Annotated in this window: 18 protein-coding genes, 1 tRNA gene and 1 rRNA gene; 10 read left to right on the top strand and 10 right to left on the bottom strand. The window is 54.0% G+C overall.

The genetic code is table 11. From position 1 onward, the window contains the following. Positions 1-108: 108 nt before the first annotated feature. A 5S ribosomal RNA gene (gene rrf, locus H598_RS0121310) occupies positions 109-223 on the top strand. Positions 224-268: 45 nt separating this feature from the next. Continuing rightward, a tRNA-Asp gene (locus H598_RS0121305) sits at positions 269-345 on the top strand. Positions 346-1,803: 1,458 nt separating this feature from the next. Here the strand turns inward: H598_RS0121305 and ushA are convergent. The 4 genes from ushA to H598_RS0121280 form a co-directional block, all read right to left on the bottom strand. Next, the gene (gene ushA, locus H598_RS0121300) at positions 1,804-3,534 is read right to left on the bottom strand and encodes a bifunctional UDP-sugar hydrolase/5'-nucleotidase UshA (protein WP_035416398.1); all 1,731 of its coding nucleotides are present in this window, start codon (positions 3,532-3,534) and stop codon (positions 1,804-1,806) included. 162 nt (positions 3,535-3,696) lie between these two features. Further along, on the bottom strand, positions 3,697-6,372 hold the full coding sequence (locus H598_RS25810) for an endonuclease (protein WP_028114814.1): 2,676 nt from the start codon (positions 6,370-6,372) through the stop codon (positions 3,697-3,699). A gap of 72 nt (positions 6,373-6,444) precedes the next feature. Continuing rightward, positions 6,445-9,729 (bottom strand): ExeM/NucH family extracellular endonuclease, encoded by a 3,285-nt coding sequence (locus H598_RS0121285; protein ID WP_028114813.1) that lies wholly within the window; start codon positions 9,727-9,729, stop codon positions 6,445-6,447. Between the two features lie 34 nt (positions 9,730-9,763). Beyond that, entirely contained in the window at positions 9,764-10,816 is a 1,053-nt protein-coding gene (locus tag H598_RS0121280) for a hypothetical protein (RefSeq protein WP_028114812.1), read from the bottom strand. Positions 10,817-11,448: 632 nt separating this feature from the next. Here H598_RS0121280 and H598_RS26210 point away from each other — a divergent pair. Together H598_RS26210 and rbsK are read left to right on the top strand one after the other, a co-directional pair. Continuing rightward, positions 11,449-11,595, top strand: coding sequence for a YoaH family protein (locus tag H598_RS26210; RefSeq protein ID WP_084144578.1), 147 nt, complete (start codon positions 11,449-11,451; stop codon positions 11,593-11,595). A gap of 199 nt (positions 11,596-11,794) precedes the next feature. Then, positions 11,795-12,724, top strand: a complete 930-nt coding sequence (gene rbsK / locus H598_RS0121270; protein ID WP_028114811.1) for a ribokinase — start codon at positions 11,795-11,797, stop codon at positions 12,722-12,724. Here the strand turns inward: rbsK and H598_RS26205 are convergent. The 6 genes from H598_RS26205 to H598_RS0121240 all read right to left on the bottom strand — a co-directional run bounded on the left by H598_RS26205 (position 12,716) and on the right by H598_RS0121240 (position 18,337). Next, the gene (locus H598_RS26205; RefSeq protein WP_084144577.1) at positions 12,716-12,889 is read right to left on the bottom strand and encodes a DUF2986 domain-containing protein; all 174 of its coding nucleotides are present in this window, start codon (positions 12,887-12,889) and stop codon (positions 12,716-12,718) included. The genes rbsK and H598_RS26205 overlap by 9 nt on opposite strands. A 99-nt stretch (positions 12,890-12,988) precedes the next feature. Then, a complete protein-coding gene (locus tag H598_RS0121260) occupies positions 12,989-14,119 on the bottom strand; it encodes an ABC transporter permease (RefSeq protein ID WP_084144576.1) in 1,131 nt (376 codons plus the stop codon). Further along, positions 14,116-14,850, bottom strand: a complete 735-nt coding sequence (locus tag H598_RS0121255; protein WP_028114809.1) for an ABC transporter ATP-binding protein — start codon at positions 14,848-14,850, stop codon at positions 14,116-14,118. The genes H598_RS0121260 and H598_RS0121255 overlap by 4 nt, the downstream gene beginning before the upstream one ends. Beyond that, on the bottom strand, positions 14,847-16,328 hold the full coding sequence (locus H598_RS25195) for an alpha/beta hydrolase (protein ID WP_084144580.1): 1,482 nt from the start codon (positions 16,326-16,328) through the stop codon (positions 14,847-14,849). Before H598_RS25195 ends, H598_RS0121255 begins: the two co-directional genes overlap by 4 nt. A gap of 226 nt (positions 16,329-16,554) precedes the next feature. Then, on the bottom strand, positions 16,555-17,088 hold the full coding sequence (locus H598_RS0121245; RefSeq protein WP_028114808.1) for a response regulator transcription factor: 534 nt from the start codon (positions 17,086-17,088) through the stop codon (positions 16,555-16,557). Beyond that, on the bottom strand, positions 17,069-18,337 hold the full coding sequence (locus H598_RS0121240; RefSeq protein ID WP_035416397.1) for a sensor histidine kinase: 1,269 nt from the start codon (positions 18,335-18,337) through the stop codon (positions 17,069-17,071). The genes H598_RS0121245 and H598_RS0121240 overlap by 20 nt, the downstream gene beginning before the upstream one ends. A 177-nt stretch (positions 18,338-18,514) precedes the next feature. Here H598_RS0121240 and H598_RS0121235 point away from each other — a divergent pair, with 177 nt between their 5' ends. From H598_RS0121235 to H598_RS0121210, 6 genes are all read left to right on the top strand, one after another. Beyond that, on the top strand, positions 18,515-18,982 hold the full coding sequence (locus tag H598_RS0121235; RefSeq protein ID WP_028114806.1) for a DM13 domain-containing protein: 468 nt from the start codon (positions 18,515-18,517) through the stop codon (positions 18,980-18,982). 161 nt (positions 18,983-19,143) lie between these two features. Beyond that, positions 19,144-19,371 (top strand): hypothetical protein, encoded by a 228-nt coding sequence (locus tag H598_RS0121230; protein WP_035416395.1) that lies wholly within the window; start codon positions 19,144-19,146, stop codon positions 19,369-19,371. Between the two features lie 144 nt (positions 19,372-19,515). Further along, on the top strand, positions 19,516-20,319 hold the full coding sequence (locus H598_RS0121225; RefSeq protein ID WP_028114804.1) for a DUF2189 domain-containing protein: 804 nt from the start codon (positions 19,516-19,518) through the stop codon (positions 20,317-20,319). Between the two features lie 247 nt (positions 20,320-20,566). Continuing rightward, positions 20,567-22,399 (top strand): cytochrome c3 family protein, encoded by a 1,833-nt coding sequence (locus H598_RS0121220; protein WP_156897139.1) that lies wholly within the window; start codon positions 20,567-20,569, stop codon positions 22,397-22,399. Positions 22,400-22,464: 65 nt separating this feature from the next. Beyond that, a complete protein-coding gene (locus tag H598_RS0121215) occupies positions 22,465-23,241 on the top strand; it encodes a helix-turn-helix transcriptional regulator (RefSeq protein WP_028114802.1) in 777 nt (258 codons plus the stop codon). Between the two features lie 289 nt (positions 23,242-23,530). Further along, positions 23,531-25,411, top strand: coding sequence for a cytochrome c3 family protein (locus H598_RS0121210; protein ID WP_028114801.1), 1,881 nt, complete (start codon positions 23,531-23,533; stop codon positions 25,409-25,411). Positions 25,412-25,464: the final 53 nt, after the last annotated feature.

Below are 25,464 nucleotides of genomic sequence, written 5' to 3'. Positions count from 1 at the left end.
CGTGAGGCTTAACCATACAACACCCAATGGGTTTTGATATCCCAGATAGTTAAGCGCTTGCAAGAATGCAAACGAGAAAACAGCTTGTGCGAATTGATACAGTTTTTGTCTGACGACAATAGCGCTGTGGCCCCACCTGATCCCATGCCGAACTCAGAAGTGAAACACAGTAGCGCCGATGGTAGTGTGGGAGTTCCCATGTGAGAGTAGGTCATCGTCAGACTCCCTTTTAGAGAATCGATACGTCGGTTGTCTACACAGATTGTGCGGAGTGGTAGTTCAGTTGGTTAGAATACCGGCCTGTCACGCCGGGGGTCGCGGGTTCGAGTCCCGTCCACTCCGCCAACAAACGAAATAGCCCGTAGCTAACGCTACGGGCTTTTTTCGTTTCTGCGGTTTGAAAAAATGCACTGCGCCGATCCGTAGTCACCAATCTAACCCAATAGCACCGTCGCCCTTGCGAACGCGAGGGCCCAGTGTCTGTGGTTCAAAAACGTAAGCCGCTGGATTCTCGCCTGCGCAAGAATGACGAAAGGCACAGCCACTGGGTACCCGCCTGCGCGGGCACGACGAAGGTTATTTGAAGGTGGGTTGTAGCGGTTAGCTCTGAACGTTGAGGCGGGCTCGGCAGCAAGTGTTCCACAACACCCAAAACGTGTCGCCCTTGCGAACGCGAGGGCCCAGTGTCTTGGTTTTTAGTGCGGAGAATAAAAGCCACTGGGTACCCGCGTGCGCGGGCACGACGGAGGGATGGTTGAGGTTGGTGTGAAAGCGAATAGCCATGAGCTTTGCCGAACCACTTTAACGGCCCGACTACCACAAACTCTACTACTAGCACCGTCGTCCTTGCGAACGCGAGGGCCCAGTGTCTTGGTTTTTAGTGCGGAGAATGAAAGCCACTGGGTACCCGCGTGCGCGGGCACGACGGAGGGGTGGTTGGCGTTGCGGTGCCAACGAGCAGTACCGATCTCTGCCGATAGCCCTGACCTTTTGGTCGGGGCTTTTTTCGTTTCTGCGGTTTGAAAAAATGCACCGCGCCGATCCGTAGTCATCAATCTGACCCACTAGCACCGTCGCCCTTGCGAACGCGAGGGCCCAGTGTCTTCGGTTTTGAGTACGGTGAATGAAAAGCCACTGGGTACCCGCCTGCGCGGGCACGACGGAAGTTATTTGAAGGGGGGGAGCGGTTAGCTCCGAACGTTGAGGCGGGCTCGGCAGCAAGTGTTCCACAACACCCAAAACGTGTCGCCCTTGCGAACGCGAGGGCCTAGTGTCTGTGGTTCAAAAACGTAAGCCGCTGGATTCTCGCCTGCGCAAGAATGACGAAAGGCACAGCCACTGGGTACCCGCGTGCGCGGGCACGACGGAGGGGTGGTTGGCGTTGCGGTGCCAACGAGCAGTACCGATCTCTGCCGATAGCCCTGACCTAACGGTTGGGGCTTTTTTCGTTTATGCGGTTTGAAGAAATGCACCGCGCCGATCCGTAGTCACCAATCTAACCCAACAGCACCGTCGCTCATTGCGAACGCGAGGGGCCAGTGTCTGTGGTTCTAAAACGTAAGCCGCTGGATTCTCGCCTGCGCAAGAATGACGAAAGGCACAGCCACTGGGTACCCGCGTACGCGGGCACGACGGATGGAAGGTTTTAGAGCGAATAAAGAAAAGCCCAACCGGTGGGTTGGGCTTTGGGGTTTGCTTTGATTGCTCAAAGCGTGTCAGGAGCTGTTTTAAGGCCGGCGTTGCCATTCCTTGGCTTAGCCGAGTCCTGGTCCCAAAAGGCTCAGGAAACTGCTGTGATTTGGTTTAGCCACCGCAGCCATAAGGACTTCTGGAGTTGATGTAGCGAACGTCTTTCGCTTTGTCGTAGTCCATTGGGTTGAGAGACTTATGCTCTTTAATGAACTGATACAGCATGTCTGCATCAACAAAGCCGGTGTTTCGAGCCTGCTCCAGTTTCGGATACTTATTACCGCCTGCCGCGTTGTAGCTAGGGAGGGTAAACCGGTAGGTGTCTGACAAGCTAAAGGGCTTACCACCAACCGATGTGATATCCACATCTCTGGCAACGCAATCGACGGTCATCTTGATGCCACTGAAGTGGGCAAAGCCACCAGATCCTCGAGTCTTGATGGCGACTTTCGACAGGTACTTCTTCAGCTCGTCACCCTTCATCTCAGTTACGGTTACGCTGTTGGCAAACGGTTGAACTTTTAGGACATCACGATAACGAATCGGGCCTTTCTCGATGGTGGTACGAATACCGCCCGAGTTCATGATACCGAAGTCTGCAGGTACAGGCAGTTGAGTCTGGGCGTGGGCAATCATGATTCCAAGGGGAGTGGCTTGATAACGCACGACCTTACGTTTGCCGATGAAATCTTCCTCTGCAACGCCAATCTTTTCCTTCAGTTTTTGCTGGCCCTTGTTCTGATAAGGGCGTAGCAGCTCGAGGGTTTCCGGATCCCTGGTAGTCAGCATCTGAAATGGATACATTGACCCGAACTTGGTGGCGGTATTTACCGGAACCAGCTGGTAGTTTGCCAGATGCAACTCACCACCATAGTATTCGAAGTCGGCGCGACCCACGTACTTGCCCCATTCATAGGCTTGCATGATCCAGGTGCCGTTTTGGCGATCTGGCTTACAGGGCTCATCGCGGCCGTAATCTTCTACGTACTCGCCGGTATCTCCCTCCATGCACACAGGCAACTGCGAGTGGCCGCCAATGATCGCCTCAACCTGACCAGGCTCAAGGCTACGCGCCAGAGCAACGTCACCCGGGGTATTGCTGCCATGATTGCCATTTTCGTAGTGGCCCATGTGGGTCAGGCCAAAGACCAGGTCTGGGTGGTGTTTCTGTTCGAGCTCCGTCAGAACGCCCTTCATTTCCTGTTGGGGAGAGGTGAACTTCAGACCCTGTACGTACTCCGGATTACCGATATCGGCGGTTTGCTCTGTGGTTAAACCGACCACCGCCAGTTTCAGGCCTTGTACGTCAAACAGTTTGTAGGGTTCGAAATAGAGTTGCCACTCACCGTCGACCTGGCGATAGATATTGGCCGCCAGCCAGGGAAAATTGGACCAGTCTCGCTGCTTATCGACGATGGTGGTCGGATTGTCGAACTCATGGTTACCGACTGCCATGGCGTCATAACCGAGGTGGTTCATGCCGATAAAGTCGGGCTCTGCGTCCTGGAGATCGGACTCAGGAACGCCGGTGTTGATGTCGCCGCCGGAGAGCAGCAGCACCTCACCACCTTGCTCGGCAACCTCTTTACGAATCCCGTCGATGACGGTCTTACGCGCGGCCATCCCGTACTCACCTCTTTTGCTGTGCCAGAAGCGGCCGTGGTGGTCATTGGTATGCAGCAGGGTGAAGCGCTTGCAATCATCGCCAGCGGCCAAGCAGGCGGCCGAAGCGGTCACCTTAGGAGCCTCTTCCACTTGTTCCTTACCACAGCCGGTTAATGCCAATGCAAGGGCCAGGGCTGAGCCGGTAAGAATCAGGGTAGAAGGATGGAGTGAACGATTCATGATAATCCTTCAGTATTCAGATACAGCGCTACCGCTTGCCTTGATGGGACTCCCTTGGAAGAGAGCGTCATCTACCCAAAGGCAGACAGAGGGCAACGCCTGTTCAATGAAAAAAGCAGCACCCAGAGTGCTCTCGGTGCTGCTTTATATCGGCTTACCGGATTAAGCCCGGCGGCGACGCCACATCAGTGGCAGCAGCAGGGCGATGAATCCGCCGAAGCTACCTGCGCCATCTGGCTTAACCCAGCCAGCTTCTTCGGTATTCTCAACGTCGATGCTAACCGTGGTCTTAAAGCTGTCGTCATCGCTGCTTGCTGTCAGTTCAAACACCAGAGCCTGGCTGATGTTGACCTGCGGAGAGGTGACATCCAGCTTCAAGCCAGTGGCGGTGAACTTGGCTGCATCACCGGAGACCTGTTTCCAGCTGTAGGTCAGGCCCTCAGGGGCATCAGCCACGGTAGCAGTGATGGTGGTGCTGTCACCTTCGGTCAGCTTGGTGTTGCCATCGAAGCTTACATCCAGAGTCAGAGGCACGTTGGTCACCGGCAGGTTAACTACTTTGCTGGCTTCCAGGGAGCCGTCGCTCACAGTCAAGGTAAACTTCAGTGCCGAATCCGCATCCACCATTGGCGCTGTCAGAGTCAGAACCGCCTCGGTGCCGACAACGGTCTTCTCTTCGCCGGAAATTTGTTCCCATTTGAAGGTCAGAGTTTTGTCTTCGCCAGCGGTCAGTGCAGAGGCATCCAAAGTGAAGGCCGAGCCTTCGGTTACGCTTTCAGGAGCGGTGATTTCCCCCTCGACATCCAGAGCAGGGGTTCCATCGCCACAGGCTGCGCCATAGACCTCTTTGACCAATTCAGGACGGTCGATATAGGGGTTACGGTTGCCCTGATAGGTGTAGACCGCGTCGTTACGCTGTTGATCAGCGGTATCGACAGGATCTTCTTGATGCCACCTGTAAAGGACACACAGGGTGCCGTGAACTGCTTCGTTACTGGACAGTTCGTCGGCCGTGGTGGTGCGGTCGACCAGAGTTAGGTTGGGCATGCTACCATCGGTACCCTGATAGCGGGTATCCATATACAGCATCATTCGTGCCACATCACCTTTAATGGCGTCACGAGGTTCGAAACAGTCTTTGGCAGTATCCAAGTAGTTACCGGTGCCTTTACCGTCGAACTGAACCTCTTCACCAGTGTCGCTGCACTCACCGAAGTCATTGTTGCTGCGCTTGGTGTTGACGGCGGTGTCGGCTGGACGCAAGTGGTGGGCATCGGTGTAGCCCCACTGAGACTCGCTTGGGAAGCCATGACTCTTGGCCCACACGTGCTCACGGTTCCATTTGCCTGCACCACTGCCACTGGTCTGGTTGCTGTGCTTGGAGATGGAAGCGCCGGTATAGATCTCAATAACGTTCTTATCGTTAGCAGGATCTTGGTCGGAGTAGGTCAGTGCAGTCCAGACCTGCTTGTAGCTCAGTCGCTTGTGACCGGTCGCGATGATGGTCGACAGCGCCTTTTTGAGCTCATCTGGCGTATTGAAGTCGCCGTTCAGCGCGTCGGAGTAGTACTCATCGGCGTTGAAGGTTTTAGGATCGGCAACCGGCGTAAGGGTTTCGCAGTTGGTGCAAGGATCGGTTGGCTCCGGCTCTGCGGGACAAGCGGCTTCACCTGCGCATCCAAGGCCGTCTGACGTATCCTGATCAAAGACCAGCCACTGGTTATCGGTGCCCGGGAAAGCAGCTTCGGCGACGGTATCGCCTGCGGTAACGCTGGCTTTGCGTCGAAGGGTCTTTTCGGCCGAGGAAAATTCGGCGTTGTTTGGATCGGTCCAGGCGCCACCTTCCGGTTTTTCCCCACGTCTGCCGAAGCGATCGATGACTACGTCGTCCTTGGTCAGTACTAGCGCATCGTCACCGTTGTACCAAGTAACAGAGGAGGCTGTACCGACTTTGAAAGCTTCAGTTGCCTTGTCGTTGTGATACACAATGCTCTTGCCCGGCGCCAGAATGCCGGTCAGAGTTTCGGCTCTGGTAGGATCAAACTCTGTACTGCCACCGCCATACAAGGCGAGTTTGTACACATTGGCATCCAGGTCGATAGCGCTGCCACCGACGTTGGAGATTTCAACCGCTTTGTTGCTGCTGCTGCCCTCAATGTATTCGGTAATCAGCAGTACGCCGGGGGTTGCGGTGGAAGTGCAAGCATCCTCGCCTGGGCAGCCCAGTCCGTCTAGAGTATCCTTTTCTTTAACTTCCCATTGCGAAAGGCCAGTGCCTGGGTAGGCATCGCTAGTGTCGGTATCACCTGTAGTAACGCTAGTCTTACGACGCAGGGTTTTGTCTTTAGTGGAGAAAGCGCCTTCTGTCCATGCGTCTTTGGAGGGTTTGCCCAGTTGACCAATACTGTCGATGACGGCGCCATCTTTCAGCAACACCACGGAGTCGTTGCCATTAAAGTTAATGACTTTATTGTCTACCGTGCTATTGGCTTTAATGGCGGCAACAAGTGCTTTGGTTTCCGGAGTATCCTTGGTTGCGGATGGACCGCTTATCCCAGAATTAATAAATACAAGGCTTTTATTAGATTGCAGGGTTCCCGTGAGCGCTAGCTTCTGAACTTCACCGGCGTTGCCTTTACTACTCACACTGTGATGTGCGAGCTCATAATGACCGTCCAGTGTAATGGTGTCGGTGCCTAAGTTGGAAATTTCAATCGCTTTGTTGAAACCGCCACCTTCCACATACTCTGTAATCAGGAGTTCGGCGTTGGCGGCCGTTGACAGGGTGCCCAGAACCAAAGCAGTCGCCGCAGCCACTGCGTTCATTTTAATCGTCATAATGGTATCTCTTTAAAATCCAGGACTCGAAGCGCGCTGCCTTAAGGCAGGCGCTTCATTGTCGAGATGAACTTATTTGCGAATGCGACGACGCAGTGCCGCCAGGCCGAACAGGGACAGCATGCTGATAAAGCCGGTGCTGCCGCCGCTGCCATCACTCTTTTCTTCAACGATGTCCGCAACCAGAGAGTCGCGACCGGTGACATTCACCTCGAAGGACTGGCTGGAACCTTCGACGACTTTGCCATCGCGCTTCAGGGTCAGGGTGGCGTGATAATAAGCCGATGGGGCACCAAACACCTGGAAGTTGACCAGGCTCTGATTGTCTTCAGTCAGTACCACGCTGGGCAGCGTCATATGATTGAGATCCAGGCGGGCTTCGTCATTGGTTGGGCTCAGTGAAATGGTGGCAACGTCGCCTTTCTGGGCACCGGCCGCGGCAGGAACCTGGTAAGGAACGCGAATCACTTTTTTCAGCTTAGGCAGGCGTACCGCATGGCCAGGATCGGCTTCACCGTGCTTGTAGCTCAGGGTGAGCAGCGCTGGATCATGGTCAGAAGAACGGAAGACGTCGTCCTGGTAGAACCTATGGGTTCCAGTACCTTCAACTTTCTTGTACTTGTTGCTGTAGCTGTACATGTCGCTTTCTGGGGCATTGATGTGCCAGTCAGCAGCGTCGATGACGCGATCTTCAAGAGAAGGAGTGATCAGGATGTGGTCCAAAGAGCCCACTACATCGCTGTAGGAGTAACTCCAAGGCATTTCACCTTTCGCCTTAAGAATTTTGCCGACGATATCGACGTAGCCATAGGTTTTGGTGATGTTTGCTGGAGTGCCGGCTTCATTGAACTGAGGTTTGTAGCCAATGAAGGTATGGCTGGCGGAAACCAGTTTCTTGTTGCGCGGGTTCTCGGTCAGAACCAGCAGCGCATCTTCTTTACCATAGGCGTTCAGGTCACCCAGGATGATTTTATCGCCTGGGATACCTTCCATCTCTTCACCCAGGTGAACGGCACCGGAGACACGGAACTCAGCACAGGAACCTTGAAGATCCGGGTTGGGCGCTGAGTACTTGTCCCAGACGGTTTCGTCGCCAAAATCAACGCCTTGCCAATCTTCCCAGCAGGTGGAGCCTTTGGACTTGAGGTGGTTCACGGCCAGAGTCAGGCGCTTACCGGTTTGGTTGATGACAAAGGTGACCACCAGTGCATTACGGTGGTAGTTCTCGCCGTCTTCCAGAATTTCACCTGCCTTGTTATACATGTCCAGACCCTGGGCATTGACAATGGCGGGGGCTTTCTGGCGCGGCATGTCAATCACGCGGGTGCGCTCGATGCTCATCTTGGCAGGACGGTACATGATGCCAGTGGCAATGGAGTCCTTACCGATGGCGTCCAGGTTATCCAGTCTCTGGTTGCCATTGTGGTCGAAGCCTACGAAGACGTAGCGGTTCTCGGTGGAGGTGTCGCTAATGGTGGAGCCCTGGGCTCTCTCATCGACGTACTTCACGTTAACCTGGTTGACCATTTCGGCAATCGCACTGTCGGTACCAAAGCCGTTGTTTTCCATTTCCATTAACGCCAGTACATCGGCATCCAGGGCCTGAACGGCTTTGACCAGTTTTTCTCTCTGTTTCAGGTACTCGGCTTCAGACTCGGCACCACGGCTTTGGCCGTAGAGGTTGGCATCACCGCCGAAAGGAGAGTTGAAGAAGTTCAGCAGGTTCTGTCCGGCCACGCGGATAGAGAAGTGATCTTTCTCTACAGCTTCGCTGATCTTTGGCTCGTATACCTCGTCGTATTTCTCGCTCTTATCCCGGTAGTCCTCGCGATCCATATTGTGGATAAAGTTGATGGGGTTTTCTTTATCGGTGGTCGGCTGAAGCTCATTAAGGACAGTTAGGCTGTAGTCGTATACCGGCTTATTAGTGGCGGTATCGTGCTCAGTTTCGTATTGACTGATCACCCCTTCAACGTTAAATACACTATCATCGATGCGGATGTAGTTAGCCTTAGCATCGCGGTTGAACTCGGGGTAGTAACTGAGTACCTGGCCGTCGTTGTACGCTGGGTTTTTAACGTCTTCCAGCACCAGTCGGTAATCGAGGTTTTGCTTGGCTGCAGTCTTGGACTCAGGGCTGCCAGCTTCGAACAGGTGGTTGGGCTGTACATTGATGCGTTTGTAGGCCAACACAATGTTGTTGCGTTTGTGATCGCCTTTGTGGTGGTTGAAGCTGTAGTTGCGGGTGACCCGCATGTCCTGCTTACCTTCCTCGAGCGGATTCAGGTCATCAGGCAGTTTAACCAGCATGCCTTCGTAACGCTCAAGGGTGTTGTCGAAGGAACCATCATCGGATTCCATGACTTCTACGACGGTTGGCGTGGTTGAAGTGATGCTGCTGTTAGTCACATTCCACTTAAAGTCACCAGCCGCAGTCAAATGAGTTTGACCTTCGCTTTCCTTCACTTCACTGCCGATACAGATGGTTTGACCAACCTCAAGACTCCCAGCGGCGCTGGTGCTAACGAAGATGCCGTCAGATGTCTCAGGGTTACCGTCGGACTCCAGATCGCGAAGATAGAAGCCTTGATTGGGCAGAGAGACTTTAGCAGTAATGATGCCTTCTACGGCAACGTCTTGGCCCACCAAAGGAGAGGTATGCCCCGTGCCCTGAATAGTGCTGATGGCGGTCAGTTCACTCTTGTTAGCAGGACACGTGAAAATATCCATTATGTCTTCAGCGTCAGCGGCAGGCAGGTTAGGTTCACCGAGAGTATCGGTTTTCAATGGCATGATGCTTTGCCATTGGGTTTCATCGAAAGTCGCTGACTGTTTCGGGGTGGTACCGTCAGCAGCCAGTTTACGACGCAGAGTCGTATTGGTTGCCCACTTAACTTTGTTTTCTACAGCTCCAATACGATCGACAATTTTACCATCGACCTCAATGTAGAAACCGTCATCACCGTTGATATTCAGGTTATTGTGTTTTCCCGAAACGTATGGAGACACAACAATGTCTGCGTCTTTGGCAAAGGACTCTCTAAACTCTTTGGTAGTGCGGTTGTCTACAATCACCAAGGAGGCGTTGGGAGCAAGAGTTCGGCCTGCCAGCAATGGATTTCCATCGGCATCCAACATTTCGTTGTTGTAGTTATTGTTATAACTATTGGCGGAGTGCTGGACAATTTTGATGCCAGTTAAACTCAGGGGATCGGTACCGGTATTGGTGATCTCAAGCGTTCCAACTTTGGCATCAGTGGCCTGGGTCATTTCGGTGATCAGCAGATCTTCAACGCCGGCGTGGGCGCCAACGCTGATTACGCTGGCAACGGCCAGCGAGAGGATACTTTTATTCATAGCAAACTCTGTATGTAGTTAATTCAGACTCGGATTAGAAGTACATGCGCGCGTAGGCGTAGCCGGCTTCAGGGGCTTCGCCGAAGCGACCTTCCAGGGACAGAACGATGTCTTTGGCTGGACGGTAGTTGAAGCCCACGCTGCCCCAGCGGCGGTCTTTTCCGTACTCTGCTGGCTGCTCGGTGTAGTCGTAATTCGGGCCGATCAGATCCCAGCCTTCATACTCTTCGTGGTTTGCTGAAGCGATGATCTCCCATTTTTCACTGAGATCGTATTTGGAGGTTAGGGTCAGACCGTAGTTGCGGAAGGTTTCATAACCCAGGTAAACATCGCCGGCTTTGCGGGTGGCCAGATCTTCATCTTCGAGGAAGCCGTTGAAGCCCAACGCCAGCTTAGGCATTACCTGCAGGCGTACGCCCAGGCCCACTTGCTGCTGCTCACCGTATTTGGAGACGCCGTCGGAGCCGCCGCGGGTTTCCAGGCCAACGACTACCGACAGGAAGTCGGACATCCAGCCAATGTAACCATTGACGATGTCGCCCTGCAGGGCACCACTCTTGTGCTCACCGTCGTAGGAGTAGGAGGCGCCCAGGATCAGGTGGTCGAAATCGGCCTGGTACTTAACGGTGTTTTCCTGATCGCCGGCTTCACCGGTTTCGACGGATTTGTTGAAGGTGAAGTCACCAAAGTGATCGTAATCGTCAAAGGCAGTATCGGTCAGACCCAGCTCAATCCACTGGTGGTCGGTAAAGGCGTAGCCGATGTACATTTTGTCGATGGCCAGTTCGAATTCACCATCGCCACCGAGCCAGTTACGGCGCTGGTAGTCCAGCTCCAGACGATAGCGGTATTTGCCACGCTGGCCTTCCATGCCCATGGTAGCGAAGCTGTCGTCGACGTAGCCTTTGGTATCGTAAAATTCATCGTGGTTGTAATCGGGGTTGGTATCGATATGACCGCCAACACCGACTTCACCATAGAGGCGAGCGTAATCCCCGGCATCATTAAGTTCAAAGGTTACAGCGCTGGCCGAACCCGCACTAAATAACGTGGCAAGGGCGATTGCAACGGTTGTTTTTTTTAACATTGCGTGTATTTCCGTTTAATAACATTCAACCAATAATGCGGCGGTTGAATTTGCATTTAAGATTGGATTTTCAGTAATACTTAATTCGCCAAGTGCTTATGAAGGGGGAGTGGCAAACGCCAGCGAAATCGCTTTCATCTTTGGAATGTTATTCATCAGTTAGACCCGTTTTTTATTGTAAATTGCCGTTCAACTTTAACTTATTACTGTTTGATATTTGTTACTATTTTGCACGATTGGTGATCGCGATCACATCGGTCAAATAACTATTCAACACAAGGTTCAAATACTGTGTATTTATGCACAAATAGTTGTTGATTCAGGAAAATAAATAACTTCATTTTGTAATTTTTTGGCGTATTGGTATTTAACTCTCGTTCAAACGGCATTCACATTTCTTGATTGTTTAAAAAGTGAGCGGTCGGTGTGATGTTTGTGCGAATTGAGTTTGATAATCGCGCATTGAGTGCAATCGAATGATCAGAATTAAGTGCTTTATGAAGTTGCCACAGCATGATTTCGTAATCAGAAAATAACGGATGTCACAAATTACCCCGTGTTTCGGGTCTGTTCGGCTTACTGTCATTGGTCTCGGATTGAGGTAAAATGCCGGTCCACATGTTGAGGAGTGAATGATGTCAGAACTGTTGGGCTTGACCCACGAACAGCAGCAGCAAGCGGTAGAGCGAATTCAGGAGTTGACCTCGGAAGGGATGGCCATGGCTGAAGCGATTCAGATTGTGGTTAAAGAGCTGCAGCAGAGTAAAGGTCAGCCTTAACCGCGGATAGACGTTGATTGGTTGATGTACCGATGCGCGTGAGCGGACTGTGATACCGGTAACGCCGTCAGCCAGAGTCTCTATCTCAATCTGTCCTATCTATTTTACACTTCTGTTTAATTCAGTGGCCGAGTCCCTGTTTGGTGTTGGCTGATCAACAGTCGGCACCTGAAGTACCGTAACTAAGTTGGAGCAACCGATGGCAACACTCACCGTTCTTGGCAGCATTAATGTCGATCATGTTATGCAGGTGGCGGCCTTTCCCCGCCCCGGTCAGACCATTGAAGCGAAGCGTTATCAGATAGTCGGTGGCGGCAAGGGCGCAAACCAGGCGGTAGCGGCCGCCAAGCTGGGTGGAAAGGTGGCGATGATTGGTTGCGTTGGTGACGATGCCATCGGTGCTCAGTTGACCCAGGAGTTTGCGGCCACCGGGCTGGACGTGTCGGCGATTACTGCCGTTGCTGGTGAGGCAACCGGTTTGGCGATGATCTACGTGGACGACAAGGGAGAAAACAGCATTGGCATCTGGCCAGGTGCCAACGGTTGCCTGAGTCCACAGCTGGCCTCGGCTCACCGTGAGCTCATTGAGCAATCACAACTGCTGCTGATGCAACTGGAAACCCCCATTGAAACCCTGATTGAAGCGGCGGCCATTGCCAAGGCCGCCAAAACACAGGTGGTTCTCAATCCGGCGCCGGCAAAAGCGCTGCCTGACGCCCTGCTGGCTCACGTGGATATCATCACCCCCAATGAAACCGAAGCCGAACAACTGACCGGCATTGCCGTGGACACTCTGGACGATGCGGATCGAGCCGCTCAGGCGCTGCACCAGAGATTCGGTATTGATATGGTCCTGATTACCATGGGTAAGCGCGGCGTTTGGCTGAGTCAGGCCGGGCAGGGGCAATTGTTGGCCGGGTTTGAGGTCAAGGCGGTGGACACCACGGCGGCCGGCGATACCTTCAATGGTGGTTTTGTTACTGCTTTGCTGGAGGGGCAGTCGGTCATCGATGCGGTGGCCTTTGGTCAGGCCGCTGCGGCGATGTCGGTAACCCGGGTTGGGGCGCAAAGCTCCATTCCCAGCCGGGACGAAGCCCTGGCGCTGGTTAATACTCGCGCGTCACTCTGATGGGCTTGAGTCGGCGCCTGCCTCGGAATCTGGTTGGGCGTCGACCTGCTGTTGCTCCCTTTCCCCCTTAGGAATGTACTTGGGCTTTTTGTTGGTGCTGGTCTTGGCAGCGGCCCGCTTGGCCTTCTTTTTTAAAATTGAGTTTATCTTTTTCTTGCGGTTCATCGGGGCGTCCTCGGAAAAATTGGGCGGCTAAGTGTATCCACTGGGTCGCTCAACGCAAGAAAAACTCGGCAACTTCGAGTGTCTGTCGGTCGCAAACGCTCACAGTGCAAACACCACTTTCTCACTCTTCAACGCTCTGACATTGGCCCAAAACAGCAGCGCCGATAGCGTCAGCGTGCTCAGCGTTGCCCAGGCGACCTGAGACAAAGGCAGAGGTTCGCCTTTGAGCATTTCGGTAAAGGCCAATTGCTGCCCCGAGATCGGTAACCACCGCAGGACATCGGTAAATAGATCAAACACCGGCGCCATGATCATGGCGGTGGGCAACATCAAAATGATGGTCAGATAGGTTTGTGCTTCTTTAAAGGATTTGGCAAAAAAAGACACATACAATTGCAGTGTCGCGGCAAATACGCCGATGGGCAGACACACCAAGACAATGATCAGCGCCGCGATAGGATCGAAATTGAGGCTGAATCCCAGCTCCTGCCAGGGAACGTGAGAAAACGCCAACACCGATACCACCAGGGTCAGCAGCAGACCGCTAATGGAAAACAGGGCGACGGCGCCGGCTTTGGCGGCGACGATCTCGGCAGTGGCGGTGGGCTGGCACAAAAGCAGCGCCAATGAGTTGCGCTCCCGCTCACCGGCACTGGTGTCGATGGCCACATTCATGCCGGAGAAAAACAGCGATAGCATAATCGCCAGTAACAAGCCGCCAAGAATAATACCGGATTTGGACTGGTTGGTGGAGCGGTCTTTCAAGTTGAGCTGCAGTGGCTGTATCACCTTGGGGTTGATGCCTCGGGCCACGAGTCGAATGGCGGCCATCTCCGCGGAATAGGCTTCGATGACTCGGCGTATCTGGCCCAGCGGCTGCTGCAGATCCTTGTCTGAGCTGTCTGCCGTTAGCCACAACTGTGCCGGAAGGCCGTCTGTCATCTGCTTCGGGTAGGCCGAAGGAATGGTCAGAGTGATGTCGATGGCATCGTCGCCGTCAACGATGCCGGCGCTGGCCAGGAAACGGACAAGATCAGGGCCATGGCTGGCGCCCTCTATGTGGATGACCACTTGGGCTTTCTCAGACACATCATGAATTACCGACATGAAAATGGCGGCAAAAATTAATGGCGTGCTCAAGGAATAGGACATGGCAGCCAGGATGGAGCGGCGATCGCGAATGGCGTCCCTTAACTCTTTAACCAGTAATATCCAAATTCTGCGCATCATGCCGCAATGCCCTCGTCGGTGCCAATCAGCTGAATGAAGGCCTCCTCCAGGCTGGCTTGTCCGGTAAGCCGGCAGAGCTCATCAGGGCTTCCCTGAACAATCAGTCGGCCCCTGGCCATGACGATGACCTGGTCACACAGCGCCGCCACCTCTTGCATCACATGGCTGGAAAACAGCACGCAGTGCCCCTGCTGCTTCAGATCGTTCAGTGTTTGTCTAAGGATGCGGGTACTCATGACATCCAGGCCACGGGAGGGCTCATCCAGCACAATGTTGTCCGGTTGATGGACGATGGCCTGGGCCAGGGCGGTTTTCATCCGCTGGCCTTGAGAAAAGCCTTTGCAGGGGCGATCGGCGATGTCCTGCATCTGCATTTGAGAGATCACCGCATCCACGGCGGTGTGAGCCTGTTTGGAGCCCAGACCATTGAGGGTGGCGAAGTAGTGGATGTATTCTCGCGGCGTCAGTCGTTCATACAGGCCGAATGGGTCGGGAAACAGCCCCAGGGCGCGCTTGGCCGCCATCGCCTGTTGTTGCACATCCAGGCCGTTTACCAGGGCCAGACCCTCGTCGGCCCGGAGCAAGCCGAATAGGGTCCGCAGCGCGGTGGTTTTGCCGGCGCCGTTAGGGCCAAGCAGCCCGGTTATCTGGCCATTTTCGGCTTTGAAACTCAGGCCGTCCAGCGCCTGGACCTGACCAATTTTTTTCTTTAACCCTTTGACTTCAATCATTTGTTGGCCTCGCGAGGGGACTCGACGGAGTTGGCATTAAGGTAGAAGGCACGGTGTGTATCCAGAGACAGGCACTCGCTGTCCAGGTGGTGAGGCGAGCCGCTTTCAATCAGTTGCTGAATCAGCCTGGGGGCACAGGTCTGAAACGCGACTCCGTGGGTGGCATGGGGGGCAATCAGGTGGCTGCTGTTTCTGAGCCCGGCCTGGGCCCGGGTGCCCCAGGAGGGCGGGGTGGCCGGGTCCTTGTCGCCGGACAGCAGCAGAGTGGGAATATCACTGTCTATCGCCTGGCTGAATTCGGCTTCGGGTTCGGCGGTCCCCCAGACGGGGCAGGCGTGTTGAAACAGTGACACCATGCTGGCGGCAAAGGCCGAGCTGTGGCTGAGCTGTTGTTTCTCCTGGGGGCTCATTCGAGGCCAGTCCTCCTGACAAATCACCGACAGGTGCATGCCCATGGCAATGCCAAAGTTCGGCTCCGTCTGTTGCATTCCGAGCAGCGGTTGGAAGTTATTCCGGGCAGCGGCGTGGATCACCAGAGGGATCAGGCTACGGCTGCTGGGGGCGTAGAGCGCCATTCGCAGTGCATTGAGGAATTTGTTGCGGGTAACCACAAAGGTGGCCGGTTGTGCGGACAGAGGATCGGTCACCGGTAGCGTGACCGGCTTGGTCTCCAGCCGCTGTTGCACCTTGATAAGGTCGGCATTCAGGTCGGGAAAATTGCGGTGGCAATCGGGTGAGTTTTGGCACTCTTGCAGCACCTGATCCAGCGCCCGGTTAACCGCATAGCCGATGGTGAGCACTGATTGCTGCATCGGCACCACCCCATCCAGGGTGACGGTTTCCAGGGCATCTGGGTAGTGGCGCATGTACAGTTGGGCCATGCGGGTGCCGTAAGAGATGCCATACAGGTGCCAACGGGTAATTCCCAGCGCCTGTCGTACGCGCTCGAAATCCTCAAGGGCATGGCGGCTGTGGTACTGGCTCACATCGGCCTGCTGCTGTGACAGGCATTGGCGAATCAGCGCGGTCATATCCAGGTTACTGTCATCCAGTGCCAGTGGTGCTACCGAGGTGTCTTCATCACACAGTAGCGGGTTTGAGCGCCCGGTACCGCGCTGATCGATCAGGATCAGATCGCGATTTTGACGAATTCGGGCAAAGACACGCTCAAACTGGTGGGCATCGTCCAGGGCGGACTGTCCGGGACCGCCGGTAATCACCAACAGTGGAGCGGTGCCTGGAATCGACTTGATCGCCGCAATGCGGGCAAAGTGGAGCTGAATCTGGGTGGCCGCCGGGGCATGATAATCTTCCGGTACGCTTAATACACCGCACTCGACCTGCTCGGACAGCCCCTCCAGGTAGCAAGGACTCAGGGTAGAGGCCCTGGCATACAGTGGCCACAATGAGCTCATTATCAGCAACAGGCCGAGTAAGATTTCCGTACTGGTGAGTGGGGGCCGAAGGGTGGCGGTCATGGTGCAGTCCTTTTGCATGCAGCTGTAAAGGGCCGCAGAGAGAGTCTATCCATCGCCAAGCTACTGGCGCCTCGGTAAGGAGTCAACCGGCTGCGGCAAATTGTCACAGTTTTCGGGAAAGCGCTTGGCGAATGGGACAGTTAGTCAGACACTGGGACCGGTGATGGCACAGTCAGGTTGTGCCTCATCCTCCTGCAACAAGGATATTCTCTGTGTTAGCCGGCCATCATCGATGCGCCGGCTTTTTTTGCAGCTTGCGTTGCAGTGTTCTTCGGTGCATTCCCAACGCTCGCGCGGTGGCGGAGACGTTACCGTCGTGGGCGCTGAGCGTCTGTTGTATGTGCTCCCATTCCAGTCGTTCTGGCGACATTGGGGCAAATTCGTCCGTTTCGGCGTTGTCCAAATGAGAGTCTGGCTCGTCGGTGAGTGCCTTAAGCAGGGTATGGGTATCGGCGGGTTTGGCCAGGTAATGATCCGCCCCCAGCTTAATGGCCTCAACCGCCGTGGCTATGCTGGCAAACCCGGTTAACAATACGATGCGGCCTTGAGGCAAGCTTTGTCTCAGCGGTGTGAGCAGTTCCAGGCCATTCTCTGATGCCAATTTCATATCCAGTAAAAGATGAGAGGGTTGCCATTGTCGGGCCTGCAACAGTGCCTCGGTTGCACAGTGGGCCACTCGAGTCTCGAATCCTTGCTTTTTCATTCGCCGCGACAGCGCGTTGGCAAAGGCCTCGTCATCTTCAACAATCAGGAGTTTCATCGGCGCAGGGTTCCAGTTTCAGAGTGATGTCGGCGATGGCTCCGCCGTCCGGGTGGTTACTCAGCGCCAGGCGTCCGCCCAGGCGCTCGAAGCTGGCGCTGGAAAGCACCAATGCCATGCCCATGCCCGACTCGCTGCTTTGCAGTGCGTCGCCAAGGCGATCCAGACGTTGCTCTTCGACGCCAGGGCCATGATCGCGAAGGCTCAGTCGCAGTTGCCCTGGCTCGGTCTGCGCACGCAACTCCAAAATCTGGTTGCCGGTCTTGGCGTTGGCCTGGGCGCTGTTTTGAATCAGGTTAAGCAGGGCGGGGAGCAACATGGCATCGGTTTGAATCTGTCCCTCCAGCTTGGTGGCCTGTAGCTGCAGTGTTTGCTCAGGGAAGTGCAGCAGCACGGCATCCTGCAACTGTTCAACCAATTCATCGCAGGGGAGAATCTGGTGTTTGCCTTCTCGAATGGCGCTGGCGAGAGTGCGGAAATAGCTCAGGTGGCTGGCGGCTTGCTGAAGAGGGTGGGCCATCTCCTGCACTGCTTCCTCTTCCGGGTAGCTGTCTTTGAGTTCGTCGTACAGCAGTTGCAGGGTGCTCAGTGGCGTTGCCAGTTGATGGGTGACCTGAGCCGATGCGATCCCGAGCGCCAAAAGTTGCTCTTGTCGCAGTTGCTCCTCTCGTTGCTGCGCCATCATGCGTTCGCGATCGGCGATCATCCTGGCCATGGCGCCGACAACCAGGGCAATGACCAATGCCGAGATAAAGAAGTTGGCGCCCATAAACACAAAGTGCTGTTTCATGTCCATCATGTGCATGGCGTGTTCCGGCATGGTCAGCAGCAGATAGCTGTATGCGGCCACGGCCAACAAGGTCACCAATCCCAGTAAACGGATGCCAAGGCTGACGCCGGCAAACACAATGGGTAGCAGCAACAGGGAGACGAAAGCGTTGGTTGCGCCGCCGCTGGCATTTAAAATCAGGGTTAGAAAGGCAAGGTCACTCAGTATCTGCCCTAACATGGCGGCGGTGCTGACCATGGTCTTGTGGCGATAGCGAATCAGGCTGACGATATGAAATACAATCATCAGGCTGATGATTGGGATCAGTTCGATGTAGCCAGTGGCCTGCTCGGTAAGCAGCCCGGCAATGGGCAGCAACAGGGCCAGAGCGGCTAGCGCAAAAGTTCGAAACACCAGCAATCGCTGAATGGCAGAGGCGCGTTTGAGGTCCCACCAGTGAGGGTGCTGACTGCCTGGCATGATATGGTCCTGATATTAGGGCGATCTGTTCTTAGGCTGAAAGCTAACATGAAGGCCGACGCTCGCCAATGATCCGTCGACACAAGCGGATGACAAAATTATCTTTTTGTGGAAATCGCAGCCCTGATGATCGGGTCTGATACTAGAAGCGGGGAATGATTTGAAGAGGGTGACGCAATGAGATGGTTAGGATGGTTGGTTAGTCATGGGGTGGTACTGGTGGTCGGGATTGCCATTGGTATCTACTGGTTGCCCATATTGACTAAACCGGTACCCGCAGACCTGGAGCAAGTGCATCAGGTTGCCGCCAAGGCCCAATTCAATGGCCGCTTTGATCGCAATCGGATCGACAGTGACCTGCTGCATTGGGGGGAGGGCTCGGTGTTTATCGCGGCGGATGCCATCGCGCTGCGCGGTGAATTGGCGCCAGGTCCGAATTATCAGCTGTACTTGTCTCCCCGTTTTGTAGAAACCGAAGCGGAGTTTTTGCGCCTGAAGGCTTCTATGGTCCACGTGGCTCCGGTTCCCGGTTTTGGTCATTTCACTGTGGCGGTACCTTCGACAATTGATGTGTCACAGTTCAGTACGGTCATTGTCTGGTGCGAAGCCTTCAATGAGTTCATCACCTCGGCCCGCTATCAGTGAGCTTTGGGCTGCAAGGAAAGTTAACTGAGGATTTTAGTCGGGAATTTTGTTATTCTGGTGACCGAGGACATTAAGATATCCGTTTATTTTCATATTGTTGCGACAATGTTGATCAAATGAGCGGTGCAAGCGGTGGGGTTCTGCTGAGCAAGGGAGGAGAGATGAGTTTCAGCAATCTGTTTGGTGCACATCCCTTAATGGGGTTTGCGGTGGTGATGTTTATCGTGACCTTTTTCGTTTCCAGAAAGAAGGTTCGCTCACCGTTGGCTTGTGCCATTGTTGGATTTTTCTCTGCCTTTATTCCGCCGTTTGCCATCGTGTTGCTGGTCTATTTTGCCCTGAAAACCGAATTGCCCGAGTATCGGGCCGACCACCAAAGGGCGAGCTGATCCTTCAACCGAAATTGCACTCCTGTACGTATTAACTCCATCTACAACGACTATGCTGAAAGTAGAGGGCTGCTGGCGAGCGTCACGTCGGAGCGCCCTGGACGTTTAACGTTTGGTGGGCTGTTGGCCCGTAAGGAGTGAGTTATGCCTCAGACTGCGCCTGTTCCCAAGAGCGGAGCTCGGGCTCCGACCCGCACACCGGCCTTTGCCCGGGTAATTCCTCATAACCAATTATCCTATCGCGATCCCTTCCACTGGCTGCATCTGGCGCTGCGGGATGTGGTGGCGGCGCCAGCCGTCAGCCTGTTCTATGGCATGGTCTTTACCCTGGCCACCTTTGCCATCTGGGTAGCGGTGTTTCTGCAGGGCAGCCATCTGGTGATTATTCCCTCGTTGGTGGTGTTTATGTTGGTGGGTCCCTTCCTGGCGACCGGGTTGTATGACGTCAGTTGGCAGCTTGAGCGAGGGAAAAAGCCGAACTTGTTCCATTCGATGCGGGCGATCCGCCGCAACCGGGTGTCGGAGTGGGGGTTTGCCATCCTGCTGGCGGTAATGATGATCTTCTGGATGCGGGTAGCCGCCATGGTTCATGCTCTGTACCCCATTAATCAAGATGCCCATTTTGAACAGTTCCTGCCCTTTCTGAGCCTTGGAACCCTGTTTGGGGCGCTATTTACCGCGACGGTATTTGCGCTGTCGGCATTTTCAATCCCGGTGATGATGGAGCGAAGGGTGGACATGATGACGGCCATAAGCACCAGCGTCAGTGCGGTGTACCACAATGCCGGAGTGATGGCGGTGTGGGCAGCCATTATTGGCATCGGAGTGGCGGTGGGTTTTGCCACCGCAGGGCTTGGCATGTTGCTAATTATGCCGATTCTCGGTTACGCCACCTGGCACGGTTACATTCGAACCATCAAGACCAAGCGTCCAAGGCGGTTTGAGTAATTTCAGTGACCGTTGTTAAATCACTCCCTTAGACTTCGGCCCCTTTTCGTGGGGCCGTCTTTATCTTGTCTAATTACCGCAAACGCGGACGCTTCTGCGAACAACACTTTGGAACGGTGAGCGGGCGCTTGTCACAGGCTGTCACCGCACTGTCAGATATACCAGTGAATACCCCCACCTCGGATTCCTATTCTGGCGCTGCTTAATGCACAGCAAGGATAAGATGATGATTAAACGAAATTTGCTTATGACCGCAATGACTCTGAGTGTAATGCTCAGTGGTTGCGGCAGTGACGACAGTGCCTCCACTTCGACTCCACCGGTTCCTAAGCCACCGGTTGTCGACAAGCCAGAGTATGTTTGGGGGGCTCCAAGTGAAGACGAGAAGGCGCTCAACAAGACCGTTCAGTTCGCCATCGTTGGTGGTTTTACTCCATTGCAGGAAGGGGAAAGTGCTGAAAAGGTCCATGAGGGCTACTTCATCGAAAATGGCGATCTGCTGCCTACCAAGATGGTAGAGGATGCCGCTGCAAAGGGATATAAGGTGGACTGGATTCTACCACCTACGGCCGTCAATATGGCCGGGGTAAAGCTGGACACTGTGCGACCGGATCTGTTTCAGCCTGGCCGCGGCTCGGTGCTGGATATGTTGATCTGGGCGGCTGACCATTATGATCTGGACATTCAGTTTGAGAAGGACGACGTCCTTAATACCTACTGGGTGACCTCTATTGAGGGGGTCACCGGTGACGCGGAGCAAGTGGACCCTGAGCGTTTGGGTGAGACTCAGGGTGGTGGCTGGAAGTATCTCTATGCATCCAGTGCCTGGGAGTACAACAAGAAGGCCAATCCATTTGGTCCCTTCACTGATGGTACCACTGGCCACTACTTCAACGAGGAGGACAGCTATGTCCGTATCGATCACCAGGCGTTGAAAAACAACGTCAGCATCATTCTGATGCCGGCCCAGCCGGGGGAGATGGACATTCGTCGGCAAAAGTACCAGCGTGAGCAGGATCGTTTGGCCGCCTACGGGGGTAAGAACATCATTCCCGAGGTCATTATCGACTTCAAGCCGGCCAAGTACGCCGACACCGGTGAGGTGCTGGAGCCCAATAAGCGTGCGGTATTCAAGGATATCGAGATTACCGCTCATAACTTGCGTACCGACATCTACCAGCCGGGTGTGTTGACCGAGACTGACATTCTGCTGTCATTGGTGGATCAGCGTCCTGAAGTGAAGATCCAGTGGGATTACTGGCCGCGGATGAGCAGCGGTGCCAACGTTCAGGGTTACGTGGCCAGTGCCATCAGCTTCAATGGCAAGGATGATCTGGGGAATATCGTCAGTGATACCTACTTTAATAACGGCGCTTGTGGCTTTGTTCATCATACCGGCGAGTGGGAGAACTACATGGATGTGGGACTGGCCCATGGTCTGTACCATTCGGTGATGTGTAAGAACCGCCTGGATATGGGCCCCGAGTTTAGTCGTGAAGCTTGCATTGGTGAGGTTGATGGCCAGATTGGCTATCGGGCACGTCACTTTGGTGCGGGGGAGAAGTTTGAAAACCTCAACCCCAGGGGGCGAGGGTACATCAAATACGGCTATCCCTTCGGCGGCAACGACGTTCACCTGACCGGCGATGAGCTGATCGTCTATGCCCCAGAGTATGTGAACTACGCCGGGGCCGCGTTCGGTGAGTGGAGTAACAGTCAACCTTTCTCCGGTTGTGATGTGGACTCGCCCAAGATTGATCCCAGTCGCATTAAGGACATCAGCAAGGCTCGGGCGCCATTGACTGAAACGCACTTCGGTTGGAAGCAACCGGATTGCACCACCTGCCATAATTCGTCCAACAGTCATGTGGTCGAAGATATGGCACCTTGGGAGTGCGCCGAGTGTCACAGCAATAACGGTGCTCCTCAGAGCCACGGCGATCAGACTTGCGGCTTCTGTCACGCCAAAACGTTGGAACATCACGGTGATGCCTTCAGTGATAAACTGGATTATTACGGTGAAAACGCCAATTTTAAGGAGCCCGAGAGCTGCCTGACTTGTCACGTTGATCCAAGGTAGTGGGTAAGTTAATTTGGCTATGATTCGGGAGGCCTTATGTGGCCTCCTTTGTTCGAGGAGAAGATATGGCATTGCAGCAATGCGGCCTGGTGAGTAGCAGCATTCTTGAGGACTTCGTTAATCGATTGGAGCCTTGTGGTTTCAATCGTTTCTATTATGCCATTGTCACTGATGACGAGTACTCGATTCGGGATACTCTGGGATGTTGCTCCAACCTGAATGCCAGTAGGATGGTCAACCTGCGTCGAATGCGCTTTGCCGTGGCTTCGGATGCCTCAATACTGGAATACAGGGATGAGTATCTGCATCGCTATGCCCAGAGCGACGAGACTTTTGCTCGGTTAGGACCTGCACTGCGAAAGCGGCATAATCCCTTTATTTGGCCCGGTAATGTGCTGCCATCACGGCGCCTGAAGAGCTTTCAGCGGTTTCAGCAGCGGTTTGGTGTCGATGCGCGGGCCACCTATTATCACCCGTTACCGGAGCGCCCCGGTTGGTTGGGGGTTTGTCACCTTTTTTCTCCTCTGTCAGTGGATGAAGTTAATGATAAAGTGAATCAGGATTTCAGTGAATTCAAAAACTTGCTATCACACTATTGTGAAACTTTTACGGCGCTGTCCTTCGGTAGCATCAATCCCCTGGCGAACTTTGGAGTACTGTCATCCACTTGCATTCAAATTTTGTCACTGGTCGCCGATGGTTACTCCAGTGAGGAGATTGGCGAGCAGTTGTATATGAGTGAACGGGGAGTGAACTATCACCTGGATCGCGCCAGGCAGATATTGATGGCCCGTAATCGTACAAACTTAATTAGCAAGGCTTTTCGACAGGGTGTGATCTGATCAACGGGTATGGATGTCGCCTCAAGTTCAATGCCCGTTTTCGAGGTGCAGTCATACAGTGAGTACACAGGCCTTGTCGATGGAGAGGCAGTATTTTCCTATCAGTTGAATAACCAACGGTAGCCTCGAAGCCGATTATCGAGGGGCTGGTTCTTATTGATGTTGTTGATTGTTGCTCTTTTGTCGGGGACAGGTCACAGCGTCCTATTCCGCTATCATTTCTCCTAGTGAAACGTCACTACTCGGATTTCTATTCTTGCTCTGCATTTTGCATTGCAAGGATAAGATGATGAAAACAAGTAAATGGTTAATTTCAGCTGCCGCCATAAGCATGATGCTCAGTGGCTGCGGCAGTGATGATGATTCTGCTGCAGTTCCTGTGCCGCCGGAAGTGACTCCTCCCGAGATTGTCAAACCCGATTATGTGTTTGGTGGCCCAACCGGAGATGAGCAAACCCTTAGCAAAGTCATTCAGTTTGCGATTGTAAAACGCCTGGTGCCTGTTGAAGCCGGCGACGGAGCACAAGGGCAACACGCGTCGGCTCAAGTTGGAGCTCAGTCTAAGACCAACATCATTCCTGTCGATGGCCTGGTTCATACCAAGATGGATGAGCAGGCGGCGGATATGGGGATGAGGGTGGAGTACCTGTTGCCGCCCACGGCCATTAACATGTCTGGGGTGAACATCGATACTTTGCGTCCGGACCTGTTCCCTGAAGGACGGGGCTCGGTCTTAGATCTGCTGCTGTGGGTCGGAGAAAAGTACGGTCTGGACATCGAGATAGAAAAAGATGAGGCATTGAATACCTATTTCGTCACCTCGATCGCTGGCATCGAAGGTGAGCCTGAGCGAGTAGACCAATCTCGCCTTGGGGCTACTGAAGGTCAGGGTTGGAAGTATCTGGTCGGGCCCAGCACCTGGGAAAAAAAAGTTGACCCGGTATTCGGTGGTGGTGATTGGAATGCCGATCACCTCTATTACAAAGAGGAAGAGATCTACTTCCGCATTGACCACCAGGCGCTTAAAAATGAGATGAGCATCGTGTTGATGCCCGCTCAACCTGGTGAAATGGAGGTGCGTAAGCGTAAGTACCGTAAGGAGATGGACAGGCTGGCGGCCAATGCCGGTAAGGTGATCGTGCCCGAGATCGTGATCGATTTTAAGCCCCCTTACTACAACAGCGCAGGTGAATTGGTGCAGCCGGGACAAAGAGCGGTGTTTAAGGACATCGAAGTGACGCCTCATAACCTGAGAACCGACCTGTATCAGCCTGGGGTGATCACCGAGCTGGATGCCTGGCTGTCGCTGGTTGAACAGCGGCCGGATCTTAAGATCAACTGGAGTTATTGGCCGCGATTGAGCACCAATGCCAACGTCCAGGGGTATGTAGCGACCTCCATCAGTTTTAACGGTAAGGATGATCTGGGTAACATCATCAACCAGACCTACAAAAATAATGGGGAGTGCGGCTTTGTTCACCATACCGGTGAATGGGAAAACTACGCCGACAGTGGGGCTCAAAACAGTTTGTATGAGTATGTGATGTGCGCCGGGCGCCTGGATATGCCAGAAGACTGGAACCGCGGCGCCTGTATGAGCAAAGTGCCAGGAATTAAGGGATTTCGGCCTCGAAACTATGGGGCGGGCGAGTTGTATGAGAATGATGGCCCCACCGGCTACATGAGTTTTGGCGTTCCTTTTGGTGCCAATGATCCTCACTTCACCGGTGACAACATGATCATCTACGGCCCAGAGTACATCAACTACCTGGGAGTGGCGTTTGGCGCTCTGAACACCAACAGCGGTGTGCCTTCAGGCTGTGATATGGACTCCCCCGAGATAGACATCGCCAATTTGAAAGACATTTCACAGGCGCGAGCACCGCTGGATGAGTCTCACTTTGGCTGGAAGTTGCCGGACTGCAGTACCTGTCATGATCCTTCCAACAGCCATGTGGTGGCGGAGATGGATCCTTATGAGTGTGCCGAGTGTCACGGTAACAATGGCGCGCCTACCAATCATGGTGAACGCTATACCTGTGGCTTTTGCCACTCCCAAACGTTAACCAAACACGGTAATGTGTACGGCAATAAAACCGATTACTACAGTAAGGACACCAGCTTCAAAGAGCCGGAAAGCTGTTTGACCTGTCACGTAGATCAACAGTAAACCGGCATTGTGTGGTGAACAATTGGGGGAGCGTGCTCCCCCATCTTTTGGGA

The sequence above is a fragment of the Ferrimonas kyonanensis DSM 18153 genome (assembly GCF_000425405.1).
Taxonomy (GTDB): domain Bacteria; phylum Pseudomonadota; class Gammaproteobacteria; order Enterobacterales; family Shewanellaceae; genus Ferrimonas; species Ferrimonas kyonanensis.
This window is presented reverse-complemented; position numbering and strand designations above follow the sequence as displayed.

Bases quoted from the DNA above. Each gene is read 5' to 3' on its own strand.
- ushA (WP_035416398.1), bottom strand. From the start codon at position 3,534: ATGAATCGTTCACTCCATCCTTCTACCCTGATTCTTACCGGCTCAGCC.
- H598_RS0121220 (WP_156897139.1), top strand. From the start codon at position 20,567: ATGACCGCAATGACTCTGAGTGTAATGCTCAGTGGTTGCGGCAGTGAC.
- H598_RS26205 (WP_084144577.1), bottom strand. From the start codon at position 12,889: ATGAACCGCAAGAAAAAGATAAACTCAATTTTAAAAAAGAAGGCCAAG.
- H598_RS25810 (WP_028114814.1), bottom strand. From the start codon at position 6,372: ATGACGATTAAAATGAACGCAGTGGCTGCGGCGACTGCTTTGGTTCTG.
- H598_RS0121285 (WP_028114813.1), bottom strand. From the start codon at position 9,729: ATGAATAAAAGTATCCTCTCGCTGGCCGTTGCCAGCGTAATCAGCGTT.
- H598_RS0121255 (WP_028114809.1), bottom strand. From the start codon at position 14,850: ATGATTGAAGTCAAAGGGTTAAAGAAAAAAATTGGTCAGGTCCAGGCG.
- H598_RS0121215 (WP_028114802.1), top strand. From the start codon at position 22,465: ATGGCATTGCAGCAATGCGGCCTGGTGAGTAGCAGCATTCTTGAGGAC.
- H598_RS0121225 (WP_028114804.1), top strand. From the start codon at position 19,516: ATGCCTCAGACTGCGCCTGTTCCCAAGAGCGGAGCTCGGGCTCCGACC.
- H598_RS26210 (WP_084144578.1), top strand. From the start codon at position 11,449: ATGATGTCAGAACTGTTGGGCTTGACCCACGAACAGCAGCAGCAAGCG.
- H598_RS0121235 (WP_028114806.1), top strand. From the start codon at position 18,515: ATGAGATGGTTAGGATGGTTGGTTAGTCATGGGGTGGTACTGGTGGTC.
- H598_RS0121210 (WP_028114801.1), top strand. From the start codon at position 23,531: ATGAAAACAAGTAAATGGTTAATTTCAGCTGCCGCCATAAGCATGATG.
- rbsK (WP_028114811.1), top strand. From the start codon at position 11,795: ATGGCAACACTCACCGTTCTTGGCAGCATTAATGTCGATCATGTTATG.
- H598_RS0121230 (WP_035416395.1), top strand. From the start codon at position 19,144: ATGAGTTTCAGCAATCTGTTTGGTGCACATCCCTTAATGGGGTTTGCG.
- H598_RS25195 (WP_084144580.1), bottom strand. From the start codon at position 16,328: ATGACCGCCACCCTTCGGCCCCCACTCACCAGTACGGAAATCTTACTC.
- H598_RS0121240 (WP_035416397.1), bottom strand. From the start codon at position 18,337: ATGCCAGGCAGTCAGCACCCTCACTGGTGGGACCTCAAACGCGCCTCT.
- H598_RS0121280 (WP_028114812.1), bottom strand. From the start codon at position 10,816: ATGTTAAAAAAAACAACCGTTGCAATCGCCCTTGCCACGTTATTTAGT.
- H598_RS0121245 (WP_028114808.1), bottom strand. From the start codon at position 17,088: ATGAAACTCCTGATTGTTGAAGATGACGAGGCCTTTGCCAACGCGCTG.
- H598_RS0121260 (WP_084144576.1), bottom strand. From the start codon at position 14,119: ATGATGCGCAGAATTTGGATATTACTGGTTAAAGAGTTAAGGGACGCC.